This window comes from Streptomyces lateritius, from assembly GCF_014649715.1.
GTDB classification, from domain to species: Bacteria; Actinomycetota; Actinomycetes; order Streptomycetales; family Streptomycetaceae; genus Streptomyces; species Streptomyces lateritius.
This window is the reverse complement of the sequence record NZ_BMTO01000016.1, coordinates 1-22,810: the sequence shown is the minus strand read 5'-3', so window position 1 is coordinate 22,810 and position 22,810 is coordinate 1. Positions and strand designations below refer to the sequence as shown.

19 protein-coding genes are annotated in these 22,810 nt (G+C 70.2%); 13 read left to right on the top strand and 6 right to left on the bottom strand.

All coding sequences use genetic code 11. The features are described 5' to 3' along the window. Window position 1: 1 nt before the first annotated feature. Together IE136_RS28140 and eccE are read right to left on the bottom strand one after the other, a co-directional pair. Window positions 2–844, bottom strand: coding sequence for a hypothetical protein (locus tag IE136_RS28140; RefSeq protein ID WP_229819235.1), 843 nt, complete (start codon window positions 842–844; stop codon window positions 2–4). Further along, window positions 844–2,157 (bottom strand): type VII secretion protein EccE, encoded by a 1,314-nt coding sequence (gene eccE, locus IE136_RS28135; protein ID WP_189601795.1) that lies wholly within the window; start codon window positions 2,155–2,157, stop codon window positions 844–846. Before eccE ends, IE136_RS28140 begins: the two co-directional genes overlap by 1 nt. Before the next feature lie 190 nt (window positions 2,158–2,347). Between eccE and eccB the strand changes: the two genes are divergently transcribed. The 4 genes from eccB to IE136_RS28115 all read left to right on the top strand — a co-directional run bounded on the left by eccB (window position 2,348) and on the right by IE136_RS28115 (window position 6,055). After that, the gene (eccB, locus tag IE136_RS28130) at window positions 2,348–3,892 is read left to right on the top strand and encodes a type VII secretion protein EccB (protein ID WP_189601748.1); all 1,545 of its coding nucleotides are present in this window, start codon (window positions 2,348–2,350) and stop codon (window positions 3,890–3,892) included. 13 nt (window positions 3,893–3,905) lie between these two features. After that, window positions 3,906–5,177 (top strand): type VII secretion-associated serine protease mycosin, encoded by a 1,272-nt coding sequence (mycP, locus tag IE136_RS28125; RefSeq protein WP_189601794.1) that lies wholly within the window; start codon window positions 3,906–3,908, stop codon window positions 5,175–5,177. A gap of 192 nt (window positions 5,178–5,369) precedes the next feature. Continuing rightward, window positions 5,370–5,708: a WXG100 family type VII secretion target gene (locus tag IE136_RS28120; RefSeq protein ID WP_158991106.1), complete on the top strand. Its 339-nt coding sequence runs from the start codon at window positions 5,370–5,372 to the stop codon at window positions 5,706–5,708. Window positions 5,709–5,761: 53 nt separating this feature from the next. Continuing rightward, entirely contained in the window at window positions 5,762–6,055 is a 294-nt protein-coding gene (locus IE136_RS28115) for a WXG100 family type VII secretion target (RefSeq protein WP_158991108.1), read from the top strand. A 123-nt stretch (window positions 6,056–6,178) separates the two neighbouring features. Here the strand turns inward: IE136_RS28115 and IE136_RS28110 are convergent, their stop codons facing one another. Together IE136_RS28110 and eccCa are read right to left on the bottom strand one after the other, a co-directional pair. Beyond that, window positions 6,179–6,424 carry a DUF397 domain-containing protein gene (locus tag IE136_RS28110; RefSeq protein ID WP_158991110.1) on the bottom strand — a complete coding sequence of 82 codons (246 nt, stop codon included), beginning with the start codon at window positions 6,422–6,424 and terminating at the stop codon, window positions 6,179–6,181. Window positions 6,425–6,502: 78 nt separating this feature from the next. Beyond that, window positions 6,503–10,462 (bottom strand): type VII secretion protein EccCa, encoded by a 3,960-nt coding sequence (gene eccCa / locus IE136_RS28105; RefSeq protein ID WP_158991112.1) that lies wholly within the window; start codon window positions 10,460–10,462, stop codon window positions 6,503–6,505. Between the two features lie 171 nt (window positions 10,463–10,633). Here eccCa and eccD point away from each other — a divergent pair, with 171 nt between their 5' ends. From eccD to IE136_RS28075, 6 genes are all read left to right on the top strand, one after another. After that, window positions 10,634–12,112, top strand: a complete 1,479-nt coding sequence (eccD, locus tag IE136_RS28100; protein WP_158991114.1) for a type VII secretion integral membrane protein EccD — start codon at window positions 10,634–10,636, stop codon at window positions 12,110–12,112. A gap of 187 nt (window positions 12,113–12,299) precedes the next feature. Beyond that, window positions 12,300–12,590 (top strand): 30S ribosomal protein S15, encoded by a 291-nt coding sequence (gene rpsO / locus IE136_RS28095; protein ID WP_158991116.1) that lies wholly within the window; start codon window positions 12,300–12,302, stop codon window positions 12,588–12,590. 281 nt (window positions 12,591–12,871) lie between these two features. Then, window positions 12,872–15,094 (top strand): polyribonucleotide nucleotidyltransferase, encoded by a 2,223-nt coding sequence (locus IE136_RS28090; RefSeq protein WP_158991118.1) that lies wholly within the window; start codon window positions 12,872–12,874, stop codon window positions 15,092–15,094. Further along, complete coding sequence (locus IE136_RS28085) at window positions 15,091–16,470, top strand: M16 family metallopeptidase (RefSeq protein WP_158991120.1); 1,380 nt, start codon at window positions 15,091–15,093, stop codon at window positions 16,468–16,470. The genes IE136_RS28090 and IE136_RS28085 overlap by 4 nt, the downstream gene beginning before the upstream one ends. A gap of 15 nt (window positions 16,471–16,485) precedes the next feature. Continuing rightward, window positions 16,486–17,238, top strand: a complete 753-nt coding sequence (gene dapB, locus IE136_RS28080) for a 4-hydroxy-tetrahydrodipicolinate reductase (protein ID WP_158991122.1) — start codon at window positions 16,486–16,488, stop codon at window positions 17,236–17,238. Between the two features lie 5 nt (window positions 17,239–17,243). Further along, a complete protein-coding gene (locus IE136_RS28075) occupies window positions 17,244–17,696 on the top strand; it encodes a hypothetical protein (protein WP_158991124.1) in 453 nt (150 codons plus the stop codon). Here IE136_RS28075 and IE136_RS28070 read toward each other — a convergent pair. Further along, entirely contained in the window at window positions 17,686–18,258 is a 573-nt protein-coding gene (locus IE136_RS28070) for an SCO5741 family PH domain-containing membrane protein (protein WP_158991126.1), read from the bottom strand. The two genes, IE136_RS28075 and IE136_RS28070, sit on opposite strands and share 11 nt — an antisense overlap. Window positions 18,259–18,353: 95 nt before the next feature. Beyond that, window positions 18,354–18,593 carry a hypothetical protein gene (locus tag IE136_RS28065; protein ID WP_158991127.1) on the bottom strand — a complete coding sequence of 80 codons (240 nt, stop codon included), beginning with the start codon at window positions 18,591–18,593 and terminating at the stop codon, window positions 18,354–18,356. A 183-nt stretch (window positions 18,594–18,776) separates the two neighbouring features. Here IE136_RS28065 and thyX point away from each other — a divergent pair, with 183 nt between their 5' ends. From thyX to IE136_RS28050, 3 genes are all read left to right on the top strand, one after another. Further along, window positions 18,777–19,517, top strand: coding sequence for an FAD-dependent thymidylate synthase (gene thyX / locus IE136_RS28060; RefSeq protein ID WP_158991129.1), 741 nt, complete (start codon window positions 18,777–18,779; stop codon window positions 19,515–19,517). Window positions 19,518–19,695: 178 nt separating this feature from the next. Continuing rightward, on the top strand, window positions 19,696–20,595 hold the full coding sequence (gene dapA, locus IE136_RS28055; RefSeq protein ID WP_158991131.1) for a 4-hydroxy-tetrahydrodipicolinate synthase: 900 nt from the start codon (window positions 19,696–19,698) through the stop codon (window positions 20,593–20,595). Between the two features lie 158 nt (window positions 20,596–20,753). Next, window positions 20,754–22,439, top strand: coding sequence for a ribonuclease J (locus tag IE136_RS28050; RefSeq protein WP_158991133.1), 1,686 nt, complete (start codon window positions 20,754–20,756; stop codon window positions 22,437–22,439). Window positions 22,440–22,810 lie beyond the last annotated feature (371 nt).

Genomic DNA, 22,810 nt, shown 5'->3' with positions numbered 1-22,810 from the left:
CTCAGTCCATCCGGCGGGCGCTGCCCAACAATCCGGTCTCGGCGTCCGTCGCCTGCGTCATCACGAACTGGCGGTCACCCGGCGTGCACCACAGGGTCACTCCGTCGGCCAGCGTCGACAGCGCCTCGGACTCCGCGCGCGGAATTCCCATGATGCGGCCGATCTGCGCCGCCTCGTCCGGGGACACCCGCTGCACACCGACGAGCGAGGACTTCTCCAGGAGGCGTGGCGCCACCGGGCTCAGATACGGCAGCAGGGTCACCACCGACTGCCACGGGCCCGACACGACCCGGCCCCGCGGGGGACGCATGCCGCAGTCCCGCACCACGACCACCGGACTGCCCGCCGACGCTCCCTGCGGCGGGACCCGGCCGACGTCGTGCAGCGTGATGCACGGCTGACCGCCGCCCGCGGCCTGCGCGAGCGCCGTCCAGGCCTGCGCCCGGCCGGTCTCGACGGCCACCCGCGCCCCGGTCGCGGCCGCCCGCAGTGCCATGACCTGCGCCGTCCACAACCCGCCGATCAACGTGACGTCGTACGGCGTGGGGCGGTTGATGCCGAGCACCGCGGGCTTGCCCTCGGCGTCCACCCCGATGACCATGCCGTCGTCGCCCACCGGCAGGCTGAGTGCGCCCAGTTGCTCCAGCGGAACGGAGTGGCGGTCGCGGCGCGGCCCGATGAGCCCGAAGCCGAACCGGGGCCGTACGCCCCGTCCCGAACCCCGCCCCGTACCCCGGTCGGAGGCGCCGTGCCGCCCGCCGCCCGCACCGGACCCGGACCCCGGCACACCCGTGCCGGGCCCCATACCCGTACCGGCACCCGGGCTCGTGGAAGAGAAGGACATCAGCGCGCACCCCCCAGCGGCAGCGAAGCCAGCATTCCCGGCACCTGTTCGCGGTCCAGCCGCACCAGACCCGTCTTCACCCCGCGTGCCGCACGCTCCAGTTCGTGCCGCGCCGCGACCAGTTCCTCGTCGCTGCGTCCGGTGATGCGCACGTGCCCGGCCACGGTCACCTCCTGACGGTCGCCGCCGCTCAGCGTGAGGCTGAAGGTCGTCGCAAGGGCCGGGAGCGAGGTGAGCAGCGCGATCAGCTGCGGCATCGAAGCCCCGGCGCCGCCCGCGCCGCCCAGCTGCGGCCAGCGTCCCACCCAGTACGTCGTGTGGCGCCGGTCGTCGACCCGCCAGGTCCGCGCGGTCTCCTGCGTTCGCCGGGCCTGCGCCTGGCCACGGCCCGCCTGCGCTATCGCCATAGGGCTGGCACAGGTCGAGGTCGCGAGCGCCGCCGTCAGCTCCTGCTCGGTGAGCACGGTCGCCTTGAACCCGGCGCCGGCCAGCCGGCTCGCCAACTGGTCCGCCGCCCGCACCACACACCTCTGCGCACCCTCCAGACCGCCGCCGCGTGCGGCGACCGCCTCCGGGCAGAGCTCAGGGTCCAGCTTCAACGCGACCCAGGTGATCCGCAGCGCCGGCGAACCGGTCTGCGCCTGCAGCGGCGCGTAGTTGCGCGCGGCCATCGACTGCTCCGGCAGATGCGGGGCGGGTGCGGGCTGGGTGTGCTGCACGATCTGCGCGGACTCCAGGCGGATCCCGTCGACTTCGAGCACGTCCCGCACCAGCGCCACGGGCAGCGGCCGCGCGGAGCGGTCCGGCCGCAGGGCGGTGCTCTCCGACTCGACCCGCACCACCGCCGTGAGGAAGGTGCCGTCGCCGATCATCCCGACCGGGCGGCGGTCGCGGTCGCTGTACGCGTAGGTCCGCAGCGCCGGGTCGCACTCCACGACCGGCGCGAGTCCCGGCTCCGTGCCCTCCGGCACGACGAGCGAGGCGGCCCGCCGGGTCCGGGCGCGCAGCGCGAAGAACGTGGTGAGCCACTCGGGCATCGACCGACGGTGACGGCGCACCAGCGCGAGCAGGACGAGCAGGGCCGCGACCACACCGGCCGGAACCAGCAGCAGCGGCTCGACGACCCACGCCACGAGCAGCAGCGCGGCCGCGACCTCGATCAGCACGAGCTGTTGCAATCGGAACGATCCGAAGTGACCCGGACGCGCCTGAAGACGCGGCGACACGGCGGACGGAGCGGCCGTCGCGGAGTGCGCCGAGGGCGCGGAGGAGGGTGCGGCCGCCGCGGGCCGCGTCCGCGTCGCGGATGCCATCATGGAGAATCCCCCCAATTCGTCCCGATCACCCTGGCCCGCCAGGGCTTTGGCGGCTGGTTCACCCTACCCGCCCCACACGCACCGACGGACAGCAGGCATAGTAGGGGGCCGGTCCGACAGCCGGAGCCCGGGTGCCATGCTCCCCGGGCTCATCGGTGAAGACTGAGCCTGACGAAAATGGGGACTCATGGCATCACGGCGGGATGAGCTCAACGCGTACACCTTTGCGAAGAAGCGCACGGTGGCCGCATTCCTCCAACCTTCGCCCTCGGGTACGGAGGAGGGAGCGCCGAGGCCGCTGCGCGCGGTCGTCCCCGGCCTGATCGTGGGCGCGCTGGTGCTCGCCGGCTTCGGCGCCTGGGGCATGTTCAGCCCCAAGGCCCCCAAGGGCTGGGACAAGCCGGGTACGAAGGTGATCGTCGGCAAGCAGTCGACCACCCGCTACGTGGTGCTCTCCACCGGCAAGGGCAAGGACAAGAAGACGCTGCTCCACCCCGTCCTCAACCTCGCCTCGGCCCGGCTCCTGCTCACGCCGCAGGAGTTCTCGGTCATCCAGGTCGACGACAAGATGCTCGACGCGGGCAAACCGCCCCGCGGACCCATCCTCGGCATCCCCTACGCCCCCGACCGCCTCCCGAACGAGGGCGAGGCAGGCAAGGCCAAGCGCTGGGCCGTGTGCGAACAGCCCGGCGGCGGCAAGGGATCGAGCGTGCAGAAGGCGACCTTCGTCTTCGCCGAACGGGACTTCAACCGCACCGAGGGCGCCGGACAGCTGAAGCCCGGTCAGGTCCTCTACGTCAAGGGGCAGAAGGACAGCGCCCAGTACGTCGTCGACCACACCGGAACGAAGTACCTGGTGCGCGACAAGGTGCCCGGGCTCACCACGGCGCTCTTCGGCCTGCACGCGCAGCCGCAGCCCGTCACGGACGACTGGCTCGCCACGATGCACACCGGCAGCCCCGTCGACTTCCCGCGGATCCCCGGCCAGGTCGGCACCCCCGCCGGCGTCGGCGGCGGCCTCAGCCCCACCGAGGACCGGGTCGGCATGGTCCTGCTCGCCCACACCGGCGCCGGACCGCAGCACTACGTGGTGCTGCCCGGCAAGGTGCAGCCGGTCTCCGACTTCACCGCCTGGCTGCTCATCAACTCCAAGCAGACCGACGCCCTCGACATGGACGGGAAGGCGACCACCGTCGACCAGCAGTCGCTCTCCCCGGACGCGGCCACCTTCGGCGCCGAGTACCGCTGGCCCTCCCGCAAGTCCGCCCAGGTCAACGCCGTCAGCGGCGCTGGCGCCCGGGACACGGTGTGCAGCGTCCTCAACAAGGTCGACGACAAGGGTCGCACCACGCTCACCACCTGGGCCGGACCCAAGTACCCGGCCGACATCACCGCCGGCGGCACCAGCACGTACGTCACCCCCGGAAGCGGCCTGCTCTACACCCAGATCCAGGGCAACCAGACCAAGCCCGACGGCTCGCTCTTCCTGGTCACCGACACCGGCCTGCGCTACGCGGTGCAGGCCAACGGCGACAGCGACGCCGCGCGTTCCGAGATCGGCGCCGGCGACCAGGACAAGCAGACCGACGGCCGCCCGGAACCGAGCGAGGCCCAGACCCGTCTCGGCTACGAGAAGGTCACACCGGTCCTCGTCCCGATCACGTGGTCGGAGTTCCTGTCCAAGGGGCCGAGGCTCGACACCAACAGCGCGCGTCAGCCGCAGGGTTCGTAGGGAGGTGGCAGTGGTGACGTACCGGAAGGCGGCCCTGCTCACCGCCACGGCCCTCGTGGGGCTGCTCGCCCCGCCCCTCCCCGTCGCGTACGCGGCCTCCGCGGCGGACCGGCCGGCGCGGGGCGGCCTCTTCCTCGACGGCAGCGGCGAGTGCACCTTCCCCATGAAGAAGCAGATCGAGGGCATCCCCTGGTCGCTCCAGCGGGTGCTCCTCGACGAACTCTGGCAGGACACCAAGGGCAAGGGCGTCCGGGTCGCGGTCATCGACACCGGCGTCGACGACGTCAACCCGCAGCTGAAACCGGCGGTCGACGCCAAGGCCGGCAAGGACTACCTGAAGCCCGACAAGGAGAACCCGGGCCCCGGCGACGAGATGCGCGGCAAGACCGACGGCACGGTCGACGAGGTGGGCCACGGCACCAAGGTCGCCGGCATCATCGCCGCGCGCCCCCGGGCCGGCACCGGCTTCGTCGGGCTCGCCCCCGAGGCGACGATCATCCCGATCCGGCAGAACGACGAGAAGAACAGCGGCAAGTCCGACACGATGGCGCAGGCGATCGACCACGCCATCGCCAAGGGCGCCCACGTCATCAACATCTCGCAGGACACCACCCAGCCGCTCAGCACCGAGTCGGCCATGGGCAAGGCGGTGGCGCGCGCCCTGCGGAAGAAGATCGTCGTCGTCGCCTCCGCCGGCAACGACGGCATGGACGGCAAACTCAAGAACACCTACCCCGCCGCCTTCCCCGGGGTGCTCGCCGTCGCCTCCTCCGACCGCAACAACGAGCGGGCCGTGTTCTCCCAGTCCGGCACGTTCGTGGGCGTCGCCGCCCCCGGCGTCGACATGGTCTCCACGGTCCCCGGCGGGGGCCAGTGCGTCGACAACGGCACCAGCTTCTCCGCCCCGTACGTCTCCGGTGTCGCCGCCCTGCTGCGCGCCAAGTACCCGGAGTGGACCGCCCCCCAGATCGTGGCCCGCATCGAGCAGACAGCCGTGCGCTCGATCAACGGACGTGACAATCACGTCGGTTGGGGCGTCGTCGACCCGGTACGAGCCCTCGCCGACGGGGCCGTACCGCAGGAAGCGCCCACGGCGGACCCCGGTCCGCCCAAGCCGCCCGCACCCGAACCGGCCCACCTGGCGGTGGCCGAGACACCGCAGGAACGCACCGAACGACTCGCCACCTACGCGCTGGGCATCGGGGGTGTGCTGGTCGCCGTGGTGGCCGGGACGGCCATCGTGATCCGTGACAGCCGACGCCGCCGAGGAGCCGCCGCCGGATGAGCCGATCGCGTCAAGTATCAGTTCGGTCCTTTGCAGTTGGAACTGTCGTACCAAATGGCTAGAGTGACCGTCGGGGGCACGGCAGTGAAGTGACCCTGCACGGGGGCGGCATCAGAAGATTCCCGTCCGAATCACGACCGGAGGGCCCGACGGCCGGACCGTCGGAACGCCACCGAAGGAAGAAGGGGCAAGATGTCGAAAGACCTGAACGTAACCAGTGCCGAACAGACCAAGCTCGCCGGCCGGATCCAGGACTTCCACGACGAGCTGAACGCCCGCATCACCTCGCTCAACGGCGTCGTGGACCGCATCCAGGCGGGTTGGCAGGGTGCGGCCAGCAAGGAGTACGACCGGGTCCAGAACGACCTGAACCTGCGCCTGAAGAACATGCGCGTGGAGCTGATCAAGCTCGAGGAGTACATGCGGATGAGCGCCGACGGCTTCACCCGCGAGGAGGAGGACCGCATCCGCGGCTTCCGCAAGATGGACGACACCTCGGCCGGCCAGAGCGCCATCCTCCGCATGGCCTGAGCCCTCGGGCCCGGACCCTCCTCCACGTCTCTCTCACTTCAGGAGCCAAGAAGATGACTACTGCGGTCAATTACGACACCGTGACGCAGGCGGCGGGCGACGTCAGCCTCACCGCCTCCCAGCTCAGCCAGAAGCTCGAGGACCTCATGGCCGAGGTCAACCGCGTCGCCTCCAACTGGGAAGGCGCCGCGAAGGAGGCCTACCGCGAGAGCCAGGACCGGCTGACCCGCGACATGGCGGGCATGAACCAGGACCTGGTCCGTATCGCGCAGCTCCTCCAGGAGTCGGTCGTCGGCTACCAGGACACCGACAAGGGCAACGCGGCCCGGTTCCGCATGATGATGTGAGACCACGCGTGACCACGTGAGGGGGTGGCCCGCCGACCGGCGGACCACCCCCTCACGCACGTCCAGCGCGCCTGGAGCGTGTCTTGTGGACCTTGCCGGGCTGCCTGACCCACAGGACACCCTCTAGCGCAGATCGAACTCCCCGTCGCGGGCGCCCAGGACGAAGGCGTCCCACTCGGCCTTCGTGTACCGCAGCACGGTCTCCTTGTCGAGCGACGACCGCATCGCCACCGCCCCCTCGGGCAGATACGCGATCTCCACCCGCTCCTCGTCCGGCGACGTCCCGGGCGCGCCGTGCCACTCGACGTCCGAGATGTCGAGCGCGTAGAGCTCTTCCTTCTGACGTTCCTTCTCGGCGGCGTCGGCCATCAGCGCGATCCCTTCACGGTGGTACGGCGGTCCCTGTCCACAGTAGTGGGACCGCCGTACCCGATCGGCCGGAATCGGTTACCGGTGCTGGTCCGGCAGCCAGCCGAGCTGCACCAGGGGCGTCCCCCGCTTGCGGGAGACGAACGTGCCGCGGCCCGGAGGCATCGGCCTCGCGCGGACGTTGCCGAGGATGTCGCCCTCGCTCGGGTCACCGGAGAGGATGACGCCCTGGGCGCCCAGCTCCTTGGCGCGCTGCATGAAGGGCTCGTACATCGCCCGGGACGCGCCCGCGGCGCTGCGCGCCACGATGAAGCGGATGCCGACGTCCCGTGCGAACGGCAGGTTCTCCACCAGGACCTGCAGCGGGTTGCCCGAGTTCGTCGCCACCAGCTCGAAGTCGTCGACCAGCACGTACAGCTGCGGACCCGTCCACCAGCTGCGGTCCCGCAGCTGCTGCGGGGTGATGTCGGGCTTCGGGGCCCGCTTCGTCATCACCGTGTTGATCGCGTCCATGTGCATCTGCATGGCGGACGCCATAGGCGCGTACTCCAGCAGGTGCGAGGGCGCGACCGCCTCCAGCATCGTGCGCCGGTAGTCGCCCACCACGATCCGCGCCTGCTCCGGCGTGTACCGCTCGCACAGCTGCTTGGCGATCAGCCGCAGCAGCGCCGTCTTGCCGGACTCGCTCTCACCGAAGATCAGGAAGAACGGGTCCGTCTCGAAGTCGACGAACACCGGCTCCAGGTTCGTCTCGTCGATGCCGATCGCGATGCCGTGCTGGGGGTACTCGAAGCCCTTCGGGAGCTGCTCCGCCGGCAGCCGCCGCGGCAGCAGACGCACCGCCGGAGCGGGCGCCCCGGTCCAGGCGCTCTTCGCCGCCTGCACGAACGCCGCCGTGCCCTCCGACAGGTCCACCGCCGAGCTCGACCCGTCGATCCTCGGCAGCGCGCCCATGAAGTGCAGCTTCTCCGGCACCTGGCCACGACCCGGGACGCCCGGCGGGACGTTCGCCGCGACCTTCCGGTCGAACTCGGAGTCCATGACGTCACCGAGCCGCAGCTCGAGGCGCCCCAGCATCTGGTCCTTCAGCGCGGCACGCACCTCCATGTACCGGGCCGCGGTGATCACCACGTGGATGCCGTAGCCCAGACCGCGCGCCGCGATGTCCGAGACGACCGGCTCCAGCATGTCGTAGTCGTTGCGGAAACCGCCCCAGCCGTCGATGACCAGGAAGACGTCGCCCCAGGCCTCGCCCGGGAGTTCGCCCGCGGCGCGCTTGCGCCGGTAGGTGGCGATGGAGTCGATGGAGTGCGAGCGGAAGAACTCCTCGCGCCGGTTCAGCACGCCGAGCACCTCGGCGACCGTCCGCCTCACCCGCTCCGGGTCCAGCCGGGACGCCACCCCGCCCACGTGCGGCAGGTCGGCCAGCGACACCATGCCGCCACCGCCGAAGTCCAGCGCGTAGAACTGCACCTCGGCCGGCGTGTGGGTGAGCGCGAACGACGAGATCAGTGTCCGCATCAGCGTCGACTTGCCGGACTGCGGACCGCCGACCACCATCATGTGGCCCGCCGCACCGGAGAAGTCCCGGTACAGCACCTCACGGCGCTGCTCGAAGGGCTTGTCGATCAGGCCGAGCGGGACCGTCAGACCGCCCGGACGTGTGTACTCCGTCGCCGTCAGACCGCGGTCCGCGGTCTGGGCCAGACCCGGAAGGAGCTGGTCGAGCGAGGGAGCCTGGTCCAGCGGCGGCAGCCACACCTGGTGGGCCGGCACGCCCTGCCCCTCCAGGCGCCGCACGATCACGTCGAGGACGGTGTCCGCGAGCGCGTCGTCCTGCTCCGCGCGCTGCGCCGTCAGGTACGCCGGGTCCGGCGCCGCGTACACCACCGGCACCGGCGAGGCCGTGAACAGCGCCGGCCGCCGCTCGATCGGCATCTGACCGGCCGTCAGGCGCGGCCCGCCCGTCCGGTACGTACCCGAGACGTACGCCGCCTTGAAGCGGGTCATCTCGTCCGTGCCGAACTTCAGATAGCCCGAACCCGGCACCGACGGCAGGTGGTACGCGTCCGGTACACCGATCGCCGTACGCGACTCGGCCGCCGAGAACGTCCGCAGACCGATCCGGTACGAGAGGTACGTGTCGAGGCCGCGGAGCTTGCCCTCCTCCAGACGCTGCGAGGCCAGCAGCAGATGCACGCCCAGGGAGCGGCCGATGCGGCCGATCTGGATGAACATGTCGATGAAGTCCGGCTTGGCGGTGAGGAGTTCGGAGAACTCGTCGATGACGAGGACCAGCGAGGCCAGCGGTTCGAGCGGCGCGCCGGCCGCCCGCGCCTTCTCGTAGTCGTGGATGTTGGCGTAGTTGCCCGCCGAACGCAGCAGCTCCTGACGGCGCTGCAGCTCACCTCGGATCGCGTCGCCCATGCGGTCGACCAGCGTGAGGTCGTCGGCGAGGTTGGTGATGACGGCCGCCACGTGCGGCATCTGGGACATGCCCGCGAACGTCGCACCGCCCTTGAAGTCCGCGAGGACGAAGTTCAGCGTCTCCGAGGAGTGCGTCACCGCCAGACCGAGCACCAGCGTGCGCAGCAGCTCCGACTTGCCGGAACCGGTCGCGCCCACGCACAGACCGTGCGGGCCCATGCCCTCCTGCGCGGCCTCCTTGAGGTCCAGCATGACCGGCTGGCCGTCCTCGCCGACACCGATCGGCACCCGCAGCCGCTCGGCCACCGAACGGGGCCGCCAGGTCCGCGCCACGTCCACCGACGCGGCGTCACCCAGGTTCAGCAGATCCGTGAAGTCCAGGTTGGCGAGCAGCGGTTCGTCGTCGTCCCCGCCACCCATCCGCAGCGGCGCCAGCTGCCGCGCCAGCGCCTCGGCGGCCGGCAGCGAGATCCCGTCCGGCACACCCTCGTAGGCGAAACCGCCGCCCGACTCCAGGCGCAGCCGCCCCGGCCGTACCACCACCGACAGGCCGCCGCGCGGCTCGTCCAGCTCACCGGAGACCACCTCGACGATGGTCACGCCCTGGAGCCCCTCGGGCGCCGCGAGCAGCGAGTCCGGCGGCACCATCCCGCCGTCGAGGACGACCACGACGTGCGGCTGGTCGAGGACCGGCTGGTTGTCCCGGCTGAAGCGGGGACGGCCGTCGAGCCGGGAGCGGATCATCGACTCCAGCTCACCGAGGTCGTCACCGAACAGCCGCTTCGTACCGGCTCCGTCGACCTGTCCCGGCACCTGCGTGTGCGGCAGCCACTTCGTCCAGTCCCAGCGCTCCTGAGCGCCGCGCGCCGCCACCACCGCGACCATCATGTCGTCGGGGGAGTGCAGCGTCACCAGCTGGGAGACCAGGCCGCGCGCCGCCGCCTGCGCCGCCTCCGGCTCACCGGAGACCGTCACGTGGTAGAAGGCGCGCATCGAGACCGCCATCGGCAGCCCGTCCAACGAGCCGTGCACCGCGAGGAACTGCTGCATCGCGCCCGCGCACAGCGGCTCCAGCTCGTCCACCGGAGCGGTGTCCGGCGCGACCAGCGGCGTCGCCAACTGCTGGGCGCCGAGCCCGATCCGTACCTGCCCGAAGTCCTTGTCACCCACCCGGCGTTCCCACACCCGCGAGCCCTCGGCGACCACCGACCACAACTGCTCGGGGGAGGGGTGCAGATACAGCTGCGCGTCGCGCTGCCTGCGCGCCGTCCGCCGCACCGTACGCCGGGTCTGCGCGAGGTATTTGAGGTAGTCGCGCCGGACATCGGCAATTTGCCCCTGCGTACCTTTGCGGAACCGCACGAGCTGCGCGATCACCATGCCGACCGTCGAGACCAGCATCAGGATGCCCATGATGCGCATGAACGGATGCGCGCCCGGCATGAAGAAGAACACCACCGACGAACCCATGCCGAGCATCGGCAGGAGCTGCATCAGCATGCCCTCCTGCTGACCCCGCGGCAGCTCCGGCGGGGACTCCAGGACCAGTTCCTCACTGGGCACTTCCGGAGGAAGGGACCTCGGCGGGCGTTTGACGACGATCTGGCTCACCGGCGCATCAATCCCTCGTTACGGGCCTACTTCGTGCGGGAGTTCCGCACCGGCGCCCCCGTCGGCGACGGCCTCCCCCAGGACCGTGATCCTACGTGCAGCGACCGACACCCGTCCCCGGTAGGGTGGCGCGCGCACTGTGCGCAACCGCGAATCAGGGGGTCCAGACACGTGAGTACGACCGCAGCGACCGGCTTCTGCCGCGTCACCGTCGTGGCGCCGGACAGTCGTATCGACGTCGCACTCCCCGAGGACATCGCCGTCGCCGACGTCTATCCGGAGATCCTGCGGCTCACCGGCCAGACCCAGTCGGCCGGCACTCCGACCGGCTACCACCTGGTCCGGCGCGACGGTTCGGTCCTCGACGGCGCCCGCACGCTCGCCGCGCAGCAGGTGCTCGACGGCGAGGTCCTCTCGCTGCGCCCGTTCGCCCAGTCACTGCCGCCCGCCGTCTTCGACGACGTCTCCGACGCCGTCGCCTCCGCCGTCACCCGCGACCGGCACCTGTGGAGCGACGACCTCCTGCGCGGCGCCGGTCTCCTCGGCGGCGTCCTGCTGCTCGTCCTGATGGGCTTCGTGCTCTGGTTCGCCGACCCGGTCCGCCACGACATGCACAGCCTCCCCGGCATCGTCGCGGGCGCCGCCGGCGTCCTGCTCACCGCCTTCGCCGGCGTGCGCGCCCGCGTCTACAAGGACCGCGCCACCGCCGTCGCCCTCGGCCTCGGCGCCCTCCCGCTCCTGCTGATCGCGGGCTCCGGCATCGTCGGCCCCGACGCCGGCCAGGACCCCGGCCGGCTCCAGTTCCTGCTCGGCTGCGTGACCGTCCTGGTCGCCTCCGTCACCCTCGTCGCGCTCACCCCCAGCGGTGACGCCCCCTTCGTCGCCGCGACCTTCCTCGCGACGGTCGGCACCCTCGCCACCTTCCTGGCGATCGTCACCGAGTCCTCCGCCACCGAGACCGCCGCCGTCTGCGCGCCGGTCGCCATCGGCCTCGTCGCCTTCCTCCCCGGCCTCTCCGCCCGCTTCGCCCGGCTGCCCATCGGCTACGCCTCCCCGCGCAGCGCCACCGACGACGAGTTCCACGCCGACCCGAACCAGCCCGCCGCCGAGGAGGGCCGCCCGGTCGACGGCGAGCGCATCGCGCTCCAGGCCCGCCGCGGTCACGAGATGCTCCTCGGCCTGGTCGGCGGCTGCGCCGCGGTCGTCGTCGGGTCGGCGGCCGTGCTCGGCTTCGCCGGCAACGTCTGGGGCCAGCTCCTCGCCCTCGCCGCGGGCCTCGCGATGCTGCTGCGCGCCCGGCTCTTCCGCTACACCTCACAGGTCGCCTGCGTCCTGGTGGCCGGCATCGCCGCGATCGCACTGCTGATCCTCGGCCTCTCCCTCAACCCGCCGGCCGACCTGGTCAAGGACCTCCTGATGTACGGCGACCGCGGCGGCCTGGACATCCGTACGATCTGGCTCACCGCGGCCGTCGCCGCCGGCGCCGCCCTGCTCACCGCAATCGGCCTGATCATCCCGAGGAAGGGCCTCTCGCCCTTCTGGGGCCGCCTGCTCGACCTGGCCGAGGGCTTCGTCCTGCTCTCCCTGGTCCCGCTCTGCCTCGCCGTCCTGGACGTCTTCATGGCGGCCCGCTCCCTCACCAGCAAGTAACGAGGGCCGGGCGGGGCCACTCCCTCGGGCTGGTACGCTGTGTGACGGCCGTTTGTGTACGCGCTCCCGGAAGCTCGAAGCTCTGGAAGCTGCGCCCATCGGACCTTCGCCCGACGAGTCACGGAAGCTCCCCTGAGAACCAGACCAGGGGCACTCGCGGACGCACGAACACCAAGAGGAGTACCGAGTGTCTCTCGACGCCGCTACGAAGAAGCAGATCATGGCCGAGTTCGGCACCAAGGAGGGCGACACCGGCTCCCCCGAGGTCCAGGTCGCGATGCTCTCCCGCCGCATCTCGGACCTGACCGAGCACCTCAAGCAGCACAAGCACGACCACCACTCCCGTCGTGGTCTGCTGATCCTGGTGGGCCAGCGTCGCCGCCTGCTGCAGTACCTGGCCAAGAAGGACATCCAGCGCTTCCGTGCCCTGGTCGACCGCCTCGGCATCCGCCGCGGTGCGGCCGGCGGTGCCAAGTAAGACGCCGTGAAGGGAGCGGTTCCCACTTTTAGGGGGCCGCTCCCTTTGCTGTACGTGCGCGATGTGCCGACCGGCACTTAGTCTGGACGCACAACGCCACATTTCCACGAGCGAGAAGCCGCCGGCAGGCCGCCGGTCCTCGGTAGTGGCCCCCGGACCCACTGATCCCGGGTGCTTCGATCGAAGACCGGCCCGCACCCGAAGGTGCGCTTCTCCTCCACCACCGTCCCCGGCCACACGGGCCGACGGACGAAAAGACGAACACGTAGGAGAAACCCATAGTGGAGAACGAGACCCACTACGCCGAGGCCGTCATCGACAACGGCGCCTTCGGCACCCGCACCATCCGCTTCGAGACGGGCCGCCTCGCCAAGCAGGCCGCCGGCTCCGCCGTCGCGTACCTGGACGACGACACGATGGTCCTCTCGGCCACCACCGCGTCCAAGAAGCCCAAGGACCAGCTCGACTTCTTCCCCCTCACGGTGGACGTCGAGGAGCGGATGTACGCGGCCGGCAAGATCCCCGGCTCCTTCTTCCGCCGGGAGGGCCGCCCCTCCGAGGACGCGATCCTCACCTGCCGCCTGATCGACCGCCCGCTGCGCCCCTCCTTCAAGAAGGGCCTGCGCAACGAGATCCAGATCGTCGAGACGATCATGGCGCTCAACCCCGACCACCTCTACGACGTGGTCGCGATCAACGCCGCCTCCTGCTCCACGCAGCTGGCCGGCCTGCCCTTCTCCGGCCCGATCGGCGGCACCCGTGTCGCCCTGATCAAGGGCCAGTGGGTCGCGTTCCCGACCCACACCGAGCTCGAGGACGCCGTCTTCGACATGGTCGTCGCCGGCCGCGTTCTGGATGACGGCGACGTCGCGATCATGATGGTCGAGGCCGAGGCCACCGAGAAGACGATCGAGCTCGTCAAGGGCGGCGCCGAGGCGCCGACCGAGGAGGTCGTCGCCGCCGGTCTCGAGGCCGCGAAGCCCTTCATCAAGGTCCTCTGCAAGGCCCAGTCGGACCTCGCCGCCAAGGCCGCCAAGCCGGTCGGCGAGTTCCCGGTCTTCCTCGACTACCAGGACGACGTCCTGGAGGCGCTCACCGCCGCGGTCAAGAGCGAGCTCGCCCAGGCGCTCACCATCGCCGGCAAGCAGGAGCGCGAGACCGAGCTCGACCGCATCAAGGAGCTCGCCGCCGAGAAGCTCCTCCCGGCCTTCGAGGGCCGCGAGAAGGAGATCTCCGGCGCCTACCGCGCGCTGACCAAGAAGCTGGTCCGCGAGCGGATCATCAAGGACAAGGTCCGCATCGACGGCCGCGGCATCACGGACATCCGTACGCTCGCCGCCGAGGTCGAGGCCATCCCGCGCGTGCACGGCTCGGCGCTGTTCGAGCGTGGCGAGACCCAGATCCTGGGCGTCACCACCCTCAACATGCTCCGCATGGAGCAGCAGCTGGACACCCTCTCCCCGGTGACCCGCAAGCGCTACATGCACAACTACAACTTCCCGCCGTACTCCGTCGGTGAGACCGGCCGCGTGGGCTCGCCCAAGCGCCGCGAGATCGGCCACGGCGCGCTCGCCGAGCGCGCCATCGTGCCGGTGCTGCCGACGCGCGAGGAGTTCCCCTACGCGATCCGACAGGTGTCCGAGGCCCTCGGCTCCAACGGCTCGACGTCCATGGGCTCGGTCTGCGCCTCCACCATGTCGCTGCTGAACGCCGGTGTGCCGCTGAAGGCCCCCGTCGCCGGTATCGCCATGGGCCTGATCTCCGAGGAGATCGACGGCAAGACCCACTACGTCGCCCTCACCGACATCCTCGGTGCCGAGGACGCGTTCGGTGACATGGACTTCAAGGTCGCCGGTACGAAGACCTTCGTCACCGCGCTCCAGCTCGACACCAAGCTCGACGGCATCCCCGCCTCGGTCCTGGCCGCCGCGCTGAAGCAGGCCCGTGACGCGCGTCTGCACATCCTCGACGTGATGAACGAGGCGATCGACGTTCCGGACGAGATGTCCCCGAACGCGCCGCGCATCATCACCGTCAAGATCCCGGTGGACAAGATCGGTGAGGTCATCGGCCCCAAGGGCAAGATGATCAACCAGATCCAGGAGGACACCGGCGCCGACATCACGATCGAGGACGACGGCACCATCTACATCGGTGCCGCCCAGGGCTCGCAGGCCGAGGCCGCCCGCGCCACGATCAACGGCATCGCCAACCCGACCATGCCGGAGGTCGGCGAGCGCTACCTGGGTACGGTCGTCAAGACCACCACCTTCGGTGCGTTCGTCTCCCTGATGCCCGGCAAGGACGGTCTGCTGCACATCTCGCAGATCCGCAAGCTCGCCGGTGGCAAGCGCGTGGAGAACGTCGAGGACGTGCTCGCGGTCGGCTCCAAGGTCCAGGTCGAGATCGCCGAGATCGACCAGCGCGGCAAGCTCTCCCTCGTCCCCGTCATGGCGGACGAGGACGGCGCGGCCGAGGACGCGAAGGACGACACCGACCAGTGACGTCCCGTAGTTCCGCGACGACGGCCCGCCCCTCTTCGGAGGGGCGGGCCGTCGCCCGTACCCAAACGCTTCTCCCGGGCAAGGACGGCATCGGCACGGTCCGCCGTACGACCCTGCCCGGCGGCCTGCGCATCGTCACCGAGACCCTGCCCTCCGTACGCTCCGCCACCTTCGGCATCTGGGCGCACGTCGGTTCCCGCGACGAGACGCCCACCCTCAACGGGGCCACGCACTACCTGGAGCACCTCCTCTTCAAGGGCACGAAGAAGCGCAGCGCCCTGGACATCTCCGCCGCGCTCGACGCGGTCGGCGGTGAGATGAACGCCTTCACGGCGAAGGAGTACACCTGCTACTACGCGCGGGTCCTCGACACCGACCTGCCGCTGGCGATCGACGTCGTCTGCGACATGCTGACCGGATCGCTGATCCTCCAGGAGGACGTGGACGCCGAGCGAGGCGTCATCCTCGAAGAGATCGCGATGACCGAGGACGACCCGGGCGACGTCGTGCACGACCTGTTCGCGCAGACCATGTTCGGCGACACCCCGCTCGGCCGCCCGGTCCTGGGCACCGTCGACACCATCAACGCCCTCGACCGCGGCCGGATCGCCCGCTTCTACAAGAAGCACTACGACCCGACCCACCTGGTCGTCGCCGCAGCGGGCAACGTCGACCACGCCACGGTGGTACGCCAGGTCCGCCGCGCCTTCGAGAAGGCCGGTGCCCTCACCCGTACCGACGCGCTGCCGGTCGGTCCCCGCGAGGGCCGGCGCACCATCCGCACCGCGGGCCGCGTCGAGGTCCTGGGCCGCAAGACCGAGCAGGCCCACGTGGTCCTCGGCATGCCGGGTCTGGCCCGTACCGACGAGCGCCGCTGGGCGCTCGGGGTGCTGAACACCGCGCTGGGCGGCGGCATGTCCTCGCGCCTCTTCCAGGAGGTCCGCGAGAAGCGCGGCCTGGCCTACAGCGTGTACTCGTACACCTCGGGCTTCGCCGACTGCGGCCTCTTCGGCGTGTACGCGGGCTGCCGCCCCAGCCAGGTCCACGACGTGCTGAAGATCTGCCGGGACGAGCTCGACAAGGTGGCCTCCGACGGCCTGTCCGACGACGAGATCGCCCGCGCCATCGGGCAGCTCTCCGGCTCGACGGTCCTCGGCCTGGAGGACACCGGCGCGCTGATGAACCGCATCGGCAAGAGCGAACTCTGCTGGGGCTCCCAGATGTCGGTCGACGACATGCTCGCCGCGATAGCGGCGGTCACCCCGGACGAGGTCCGCGAGGTCGCCCGTGATGTGCTCGGGCAGCGGCCCTCGCTGTCCGTCATAGGGCCGCTGAAGGACAAGCAGGCGGCACGCCTGCACGAATCCGTCTCCTAGAGAGAGTTCAGAGCAATGAGCAAGCTGCGCGTGGCGGTCCTCGGAGCCCAGGGCCGCATCGGCTCCGAGGCCGTACGGGCCGTCGAGGCCGCCGAGGACATGGAACTGGTCGCGGCGCTCGGCCGCGGCGACAAGCTGGAGACGCTCGCCGAGACGGGCGCCCAGGTCGCGGTCGAGCTGACCACCCCCGCCTCGGTGATGGACAACCTCGACTTCTGCGTGCGCCACGGCATCCACGCGGTCGTCGGCACCACCGGCTGGACCGAGGACCGTCTCGCGCAGCTGAACACCTGGCTCGCCGCCTCCCCGGAGACCGGTGTCCTGATCGCCCCGAACTTCTCCATCGGCGCGGTCCTGACCATGAAATTCGCCCAGATCGCGGCCCCGTACTTCGAGTCCGTCGAGGTCGTCGAGCTGCACCACCCGAACAAGGTCGACGCCCCCAGCGGCACCGCCACCCGCACCGCCCAGCTGATCGCCGCCGCCCGTGCCGAGGCCGGCCTCGGACCCCAGCCGGACGCCACCACGACCGCCCTGGACGGGGCCCGCGGCGCGAACGTGGACGGTGTCCCGGTGCACGCCGTACGCCTGCGGGGCCTGCTGGCCCACCAGGAGGTGCTGCTCGGCGGCGAGGGCGAGACCCTGACCGTCCGTCACGACTCCCTGCACCACTCCAGCTTCATGCCGGGCATCCTCCTGGGCGCCCGCCGCGTGGTCACGACTCCGGGCCTCACCTTCGGCCTGGAGCACTTCCTGGACCTGGGCTGACGGCCATGGGCGGAAAGATCACCTACTACTTCCTCGCCACCGTCCTCGTGCTCGTCTTCGCGGTCGTGGCGATGGAGGGCGTACTCCTCCTGCTGACCGGCGAACCGGCCGCCATGGGCATGGGCGCTGTCGCGTTCCTGCTGCCCGGTGTCGGCGGCTGGTTCCTCTGGAAGAACACCCGCTTCGCCCGCAGCGCGCAACGGCTCGCCCAGGAGCTGGAGGCCGAGGGCGGCCTGCCCGTGGACGAGCTGAAGCGCACGGCGGGCGGCCGGATCGACCGCGACTCGGCCGACGAGGTGTTCGCCCGGCGGCGCGCGGAGACCGAGGACTCACCCGAGGACTGGCGCTGCTGGTTCCGGCTCGCGGTCGCCTACCACGACGCCCGCGACACCCCCCGCGCCCGCAAGGCGATGCAGCGCGCGATCGCCCTGCACGCCGGCCGTACGGTCAGCGCGTAGCGGCGACCGCGACCGGCGCCACGACGCCGTACTCGGCGTTCCACGCCTCGACCGTGTCGGCCGCGCGGTCGAACGCCTCGACACGGGAGAGGAAGTCGGCACTGTGGTCGGTGAGCAGAGTGATCTGCTCACCACCCTGCCGTACGAGGATCAGGGCCTGGCCCTGCACGGTGCGGGGCAGGCCCAGCCAGCGCACCGGCTGCTGCGCCGTGCGCACCTCGGCCACCTGCCCCCAGGCCACCGTCGTGTTGGCGAGGAACCCGACGCGCCGCACGCCGTGACGGCTCACCCAGACGCCCACCCGCAGCATGCGCAGCGCTGCGGCGATGATCAGCGCCGCGAGGCCGAACGTGACGGCCGCGCCCGGTGTCGCTCCCGCGGCCGCGACGATGACCGCCGCGAGGAGCACGAACGAGGCGAGCAGCAGCGCGAGCGCCGCCGCCCCTACCCGCCAGGGGCCGGGCCGGTAGGGACGACGCCACTGATCGTGGTCGTCGAACGGCAGCGCGACGTCGTCGGTCGCGTCAAAAGCGCGGTCGGCCGTCAGAAAAGGCAGGGGCACGACAAGGTCCTCACTCACAAGCACGCTCGAAGGGGCTGTGCCCGGTGAGGCTACCCAGGCGGTCTCGACCGGGCCACCCCAGGGGGCGGTACTGATCAACGGGCGTCGGAGGCCTCGGACTGCTGTCGGTGGCTCTCGGCGGCGCCCGACTGGAGCGAGGGCATTCCGAAGAGCAGTGACCCGACGAGACCGGCCACGACGGTCAGCCCGACCAGCGTACGGCCCGCGAGCTGGGAGACGCTGAGGCGCTCCCGAGGCGGGGGAGTGACGTTACTGCGGAAGCGGTCGGCCTCGGCGACGAACGCGAACGGGACGGCTTCTCGCCGGCTGAACATGGAAAACGCTCCTCGAGCTCGTGGTGTTCGGTGTCACAGGGAGAGACGAGCGAAGTCGTCGTTCGGTGCCCGATTTCCCCGGATTGACGAAAGAAAGCCCCTCGGGTGGGTGCAGGGATCCGCTGTCGGTGGCTCCCCGTAAAGTGGGCGCCGCCCGAGCGACGCAATGGGAAGGACCCGCCGGTGAGCACCACCCCCGCAGAAGATCTCAAGCCCAGTTTCCGCAGTGATGTGACCGTCGAGCTGGTGAAGCACAGCGCCGCCGACTCGGACGTGCTGTGGGCGGCCCGCGTCTCCACTGCGGGCGAGCAGTCGCTCGAGGAGCTGCAGAAGGACCCCGAGCGGTCCAAGGGGCTCATCAACTACCTGATGCGGGACCGGCACGGCAGCCCCTTCGAGCACAACTCGATGACCTTCTTCATCAGCGCGCCGATCTTCGTCTTCCGCGAGTTCATGCGTCACCGCGTCGGCTGGTCGTACAACGAGGAGTCGGGCCGCTACAGGGAGCTGGAGCCGGTCTTCTACGTCCCGGACGCGTCCCGCAAGCTGGTCCAGGAGGGCCGCCCCGGCAAGTACGTCTTCGTCGAGGGCACGGAGGCCCAGCAGGAGCTGGTCGGCCGCACCATGGAGACCTCCTACGTCCAGGCGTACGAGGCGTACCAGGAGATGCTCGCCGCCGGTGTAGCCCGTGAGGTCGCCCGCGCGGTCCTGCCCGTCGGCCTCTTCTCCTCGATGTACGCCACGTGCAACGCGCGCTCGCTGATGCACTTCCTCGGTCTGCGCACCCAGCACGAGCTGGCCAAGGTCCCGTCCTTCCCGCAGCGGGAGATCGAGATGGTCGGCGAGAAGATGGAGGAGCACTGGGCGCGCCTCATGCCGCTGACCCACGCCGCCTTCAACAAGAACGGCCGTATGGCCCCATAGCGGACAGATGTACGATCCCGTCGCGCGAAGTGTCCGTATTGCGACGTTTCACGAAGTTCATCTAGGCTGATCAAACGGACCCGGCACTGCTTGAACCCCCGAGCAGGCAGTGCCGGGCTCCTCTTCTCACGTCCCCCTAGGGGACACCCGGCGCTGAGCAGCGAGTAGCGTGTTACCCATGGCTCCGATCTCCACTCCGCAGACCCCCTTCGGGCGGGTCCTCACCGCCATGGTCACGCCCTTCACGGCGGACGGCGCACTCGACCTCGACGGTGCCCAGCGACTGGCCGCCCATCTGGTGGACGCAGGCAACGACGGCCTCGTCATCAACGGCACCACGGGCGAGTCCCCGACCACCAGCGACGCGGAGAAATCGGAGCTGGTCCGAGCGGTGCTCGAGGCGGTCGGAGACCGCGCCCACGTCGTCGCCGGCATCGGCACCAACGACACGCACCACTCCATCGAGCTCGCCCGCACGGCCGAACGAGACGGTGCCCACGGCCTGCTCGCCGTCACCCCGTACTACAACAAGCCCCCGCAAGAGGGCCTGTACCGGCACTTCTCGGCAATCGCCGACGCCACCGGTCTGCCCGTGATGCTCTATGACATCCCCGGCCGCAGTGGCGTCCCCATCGACACCGAGACGATCGTCCGCCTCGCCGAGCACCCCCGGATCGTCGCCAACAAGGACGCCAAGGGCGACCTCGGCCGCGCCAGCTGGGCCATCGCCCGGTCCGGCCTGGCCTGGTACTCCGGCGACGACATGCTCAACCTGCCGCTGCTCTCCGTGGGCGCCTGCGGCTTCGTCTCCGTGGTCGGCCACGTCGTCACGCCGGAACTCCGCGCCCTCCTGGACGCCCACCTCAACGGTGACGTGCAGAAGGCCACCGAGATCCACCAGCAGCTGCTCCCGGTCTTCACCGGCATGTTCCGAACCCAGGGCGTGATCACCACCAAGGCGGCCCTGGACCTCCAGGGCCTCCCGGCCGGCCCGCTGCGCCTGCCGCTCGTGGAGCTTTCCCCCCAGGAAACCGTCCAGCTCAGGCTCGATCTCGCCGCAGGCGGGGTACAGCTCTAGCAAAAGACTTCACAACTGAATATCCGATCTGCGGACGTCCGCGACCCGAGCGGTCCGACGTCCGATGAGATCCTCCGACAACAGACAAAGCAAGTGCACGAATGTCATGCGCGCCACGTGCCCACGCGGTACGTGGCGTGTGTGGTGAGGAGAGCCTTTTGAGTCATCCGCATCCTGAACTCGGCGCCCCGCCGAAGCTGCCCAAGGGCGGCCTGCGCGTCACCCCGCTCGGCGGGCTCGGTGAGATCGGCCGCAACATGACGGTCTTCGAGTTCGACGGCCGGCTGCTGATCGTCGACTGCGGCGTCCTCTTCCCCGAGGAGGAGCAGCCGGGCATCGACCTGATCCTGCCCGATTTCACCACCATCCGGGACCGCCTCGACCAGGTCGAGGGCATCGTGCTCACGCACGGACACGAGGACCACATCGGCGCCGTCCCGTACCTGCTCCGGCTCAAGCCGGACATCCCGCTCATCGGCTCCAAGCTGACCCTCGCCCTGATCGAGGCCAAGCTCCAGGAGCACCGCATCCGCCCCTACACCCTCGAGGTCGTCGAGGGGCAGCGCGAGCAGCTCGGCGCCTTCGACTGCGAGTTCATCGCGGTCAACCACTCCATCCCGGACGCCCTGGCCGTCGCCATCCGCACCCCCGCGGGCATGGTGGTGCACACCGGCGACTTCAAGATGGACCAGCTTCCGCTGGACGGCCGGCTCACCGACCTGCACACGTTCGCGCGGCTCAGCGAGGAGGGCATCGACCTCCTGCTGTCCGACTCGACGAACGCCGAGGTCCCCGGCTTCGTCCCGCCGGAGAAGGACATCTCCAACGTCCTGCGGAACGTCTTCGCGAACGCCCAGAAGCGCATCATCGTGGCGAGCTTCGCCAGCCACGTGCACCGCATCCAGCAGATCCTCGACGCAGCCCACGAGTACGGACGCCGCGTGGCCTTCGTCGGCCGCTCGATGGTCCGCAACATGGGCATCGCCCGTGACCTCGGCTATCTGCGGGTCCCGGCCGGCCTGGTCGTCGACGTCAAGACGCTGGACGACCTGCCGGACGACGAGGTCGTGCTGGTCTGCACCGGCTCCCAGGGCGAGCCCATGGCCGCCCTGTCCCGGATGGCCAACCGCGACCACCAGATCCGGATCGTCCCCGGCGACACCGTGATCCTGGCGTCCTCGCTCATCCCCGGCAACGAGAACGCGGTGTACCGCGTGATCAACGGCCTGACCCGGTGGGGCGCCAACGTCGTCCACAAGGGCAACGCCAAGGTCCACGTCTCGGGCCACGCCTCGGCGGGCGAGCTGCTGTACTTCTACAACATCTGCAAGCCGAAGAACCTGATGCCGGTCCACGGCGAATGGCGCCACCTGCGCGCCAACGCCGAGCTCGGCGCGATGACCGGTGTCCCCAAGGACCACATCGTCATCGCCGAGGACGGCGTCGTCGTCGACCTGGTCGACGGCAAGGCGAGGATCGTCGGCAAGGTCCAGGCGGGTTACGTGTACGTCGACGGCCTCTCGGTCGGCGACGTCACGGACGTCCACCTCAAGGACCGCCGCATCCTCGGCGACGAGGGCATCATCTCGGTCTTCGTCGTCGTCGACTCGTCGAGCGGCAAGATCGTGGGTGGGCCCTACATCCATGCCCGGGGCTCCGGCATCGAGGACACGGCCTTCGATGCCGTCGTCCCGAAGGTCGAGCAGGCCCTCAACAAGTCGGCCCAGGACGGCGTGGTGGAGCCCCACCAGCTCCAGCAGCTGATCCGGCGCAGCATCGGCAAGTGGGTCTCCGACACCTACCGCCGGCGCCCGATGATCCTCCCGGTGGTCGTCGAGGTCTGACCCTCGACCCACCAACCAGGAGCGGGGCGCCTCGATTTGCATCGGGGCGCCCCGCTCCAGTACGTTTACGGCTCCGCCAGATCGGGAACCCGGCACCTTCGTGTGCCACGAACGGGTGAACGAGAGGGGCGGGAAATCCGACTCAGAACTTCTGATAAAGTCGGAGCCGCCGGAAAGGGAAAGCGCGAAAGCGAAGAACAGACCGGCAGCCCGCTCCAGCGGGTGGCGGAAACGGAAAACGGATCTGCTAAGCTGGAAACACGAAAAACCGAAGGGAAAAGCCCGGAGGAAAGCCCGAGAGGGTGAGTACGAAGGAAGCGTCCGTTCCTTGAGAACTCAACAGCGTGCCAAAAATCAACGCCAGATTAGTT

Bases quoted from the DNA above. Each gene is read 5' to 3' on its own strand.
- IE136_RS28120 (WP_158991106.1), top strand. From the start codon at position 5,370: ATGTCGAAAGACCTGAACGTAACCAGTGCCGAACAGACCAAGCTCGCC.
- IE136_RS28075 (WP_158991124.1), top strand. From the start codon at position 17,244: ATGGGCGGAAAGATCACCTACTACTTCCTCGCCACCGTCCTCGTGCTC.
- dapB (WP_158991122.1), top strand. From the start codon at position 16,486: ATGAGCAAGCTGCGCGTGGCGGTCCTCGGAGCCCAGGGCCGCATCGGC.
- dapA (WP_158991131.1), top strand. From the start codon at position 19,696: ATGGCTCCGATCTCCACTCCGCAGACCCCCTTCGGGCGGGTCCTCACC.
- IE136_RS28110 (WP_158991110.1), bottom strand. From the start codon at position 6,424: ATGGCCGACGCCGCCGAGAAGGAACGTCAGAAGGAAGAGCTCTACGCG.
- IE136_RS28140 (WP_229819235.1), bottom strand. From the start codon at position 844: ATGTCCTTCTCTTCCACGAGCCCGGGTGCCGGTACGGGTATGGGGCCC.
- eccB (WP_189601748.1), top strand. From the start codon at position 2,348: ATGGCATCACGGCGGGATGAGCTCAACGCGTACACCTTTGCGAAGAAG.
- IE136_RS28065 (WP_158991127.1), bottom strand. From the start codon at position 18,593: ATGTTCAGCCGGCGAGAAGCCGTCCCGTTCGCGTTCGTCGCCGAGGCC.
- eccE (WP_189601795.1), bottom strand. From the start codon at position 2,157: ATGGCATCCGCGACGCGGACGCGGCCCGCGGCGGCCGCACCCTCCTCC.
- IE136_RS28115 (WP_158991108.1), top strand. From the start codon at position 5,762: ATGACTACTGCGGTCAATTACGACACCGTGACGCAGGCGGCGGGCGAC.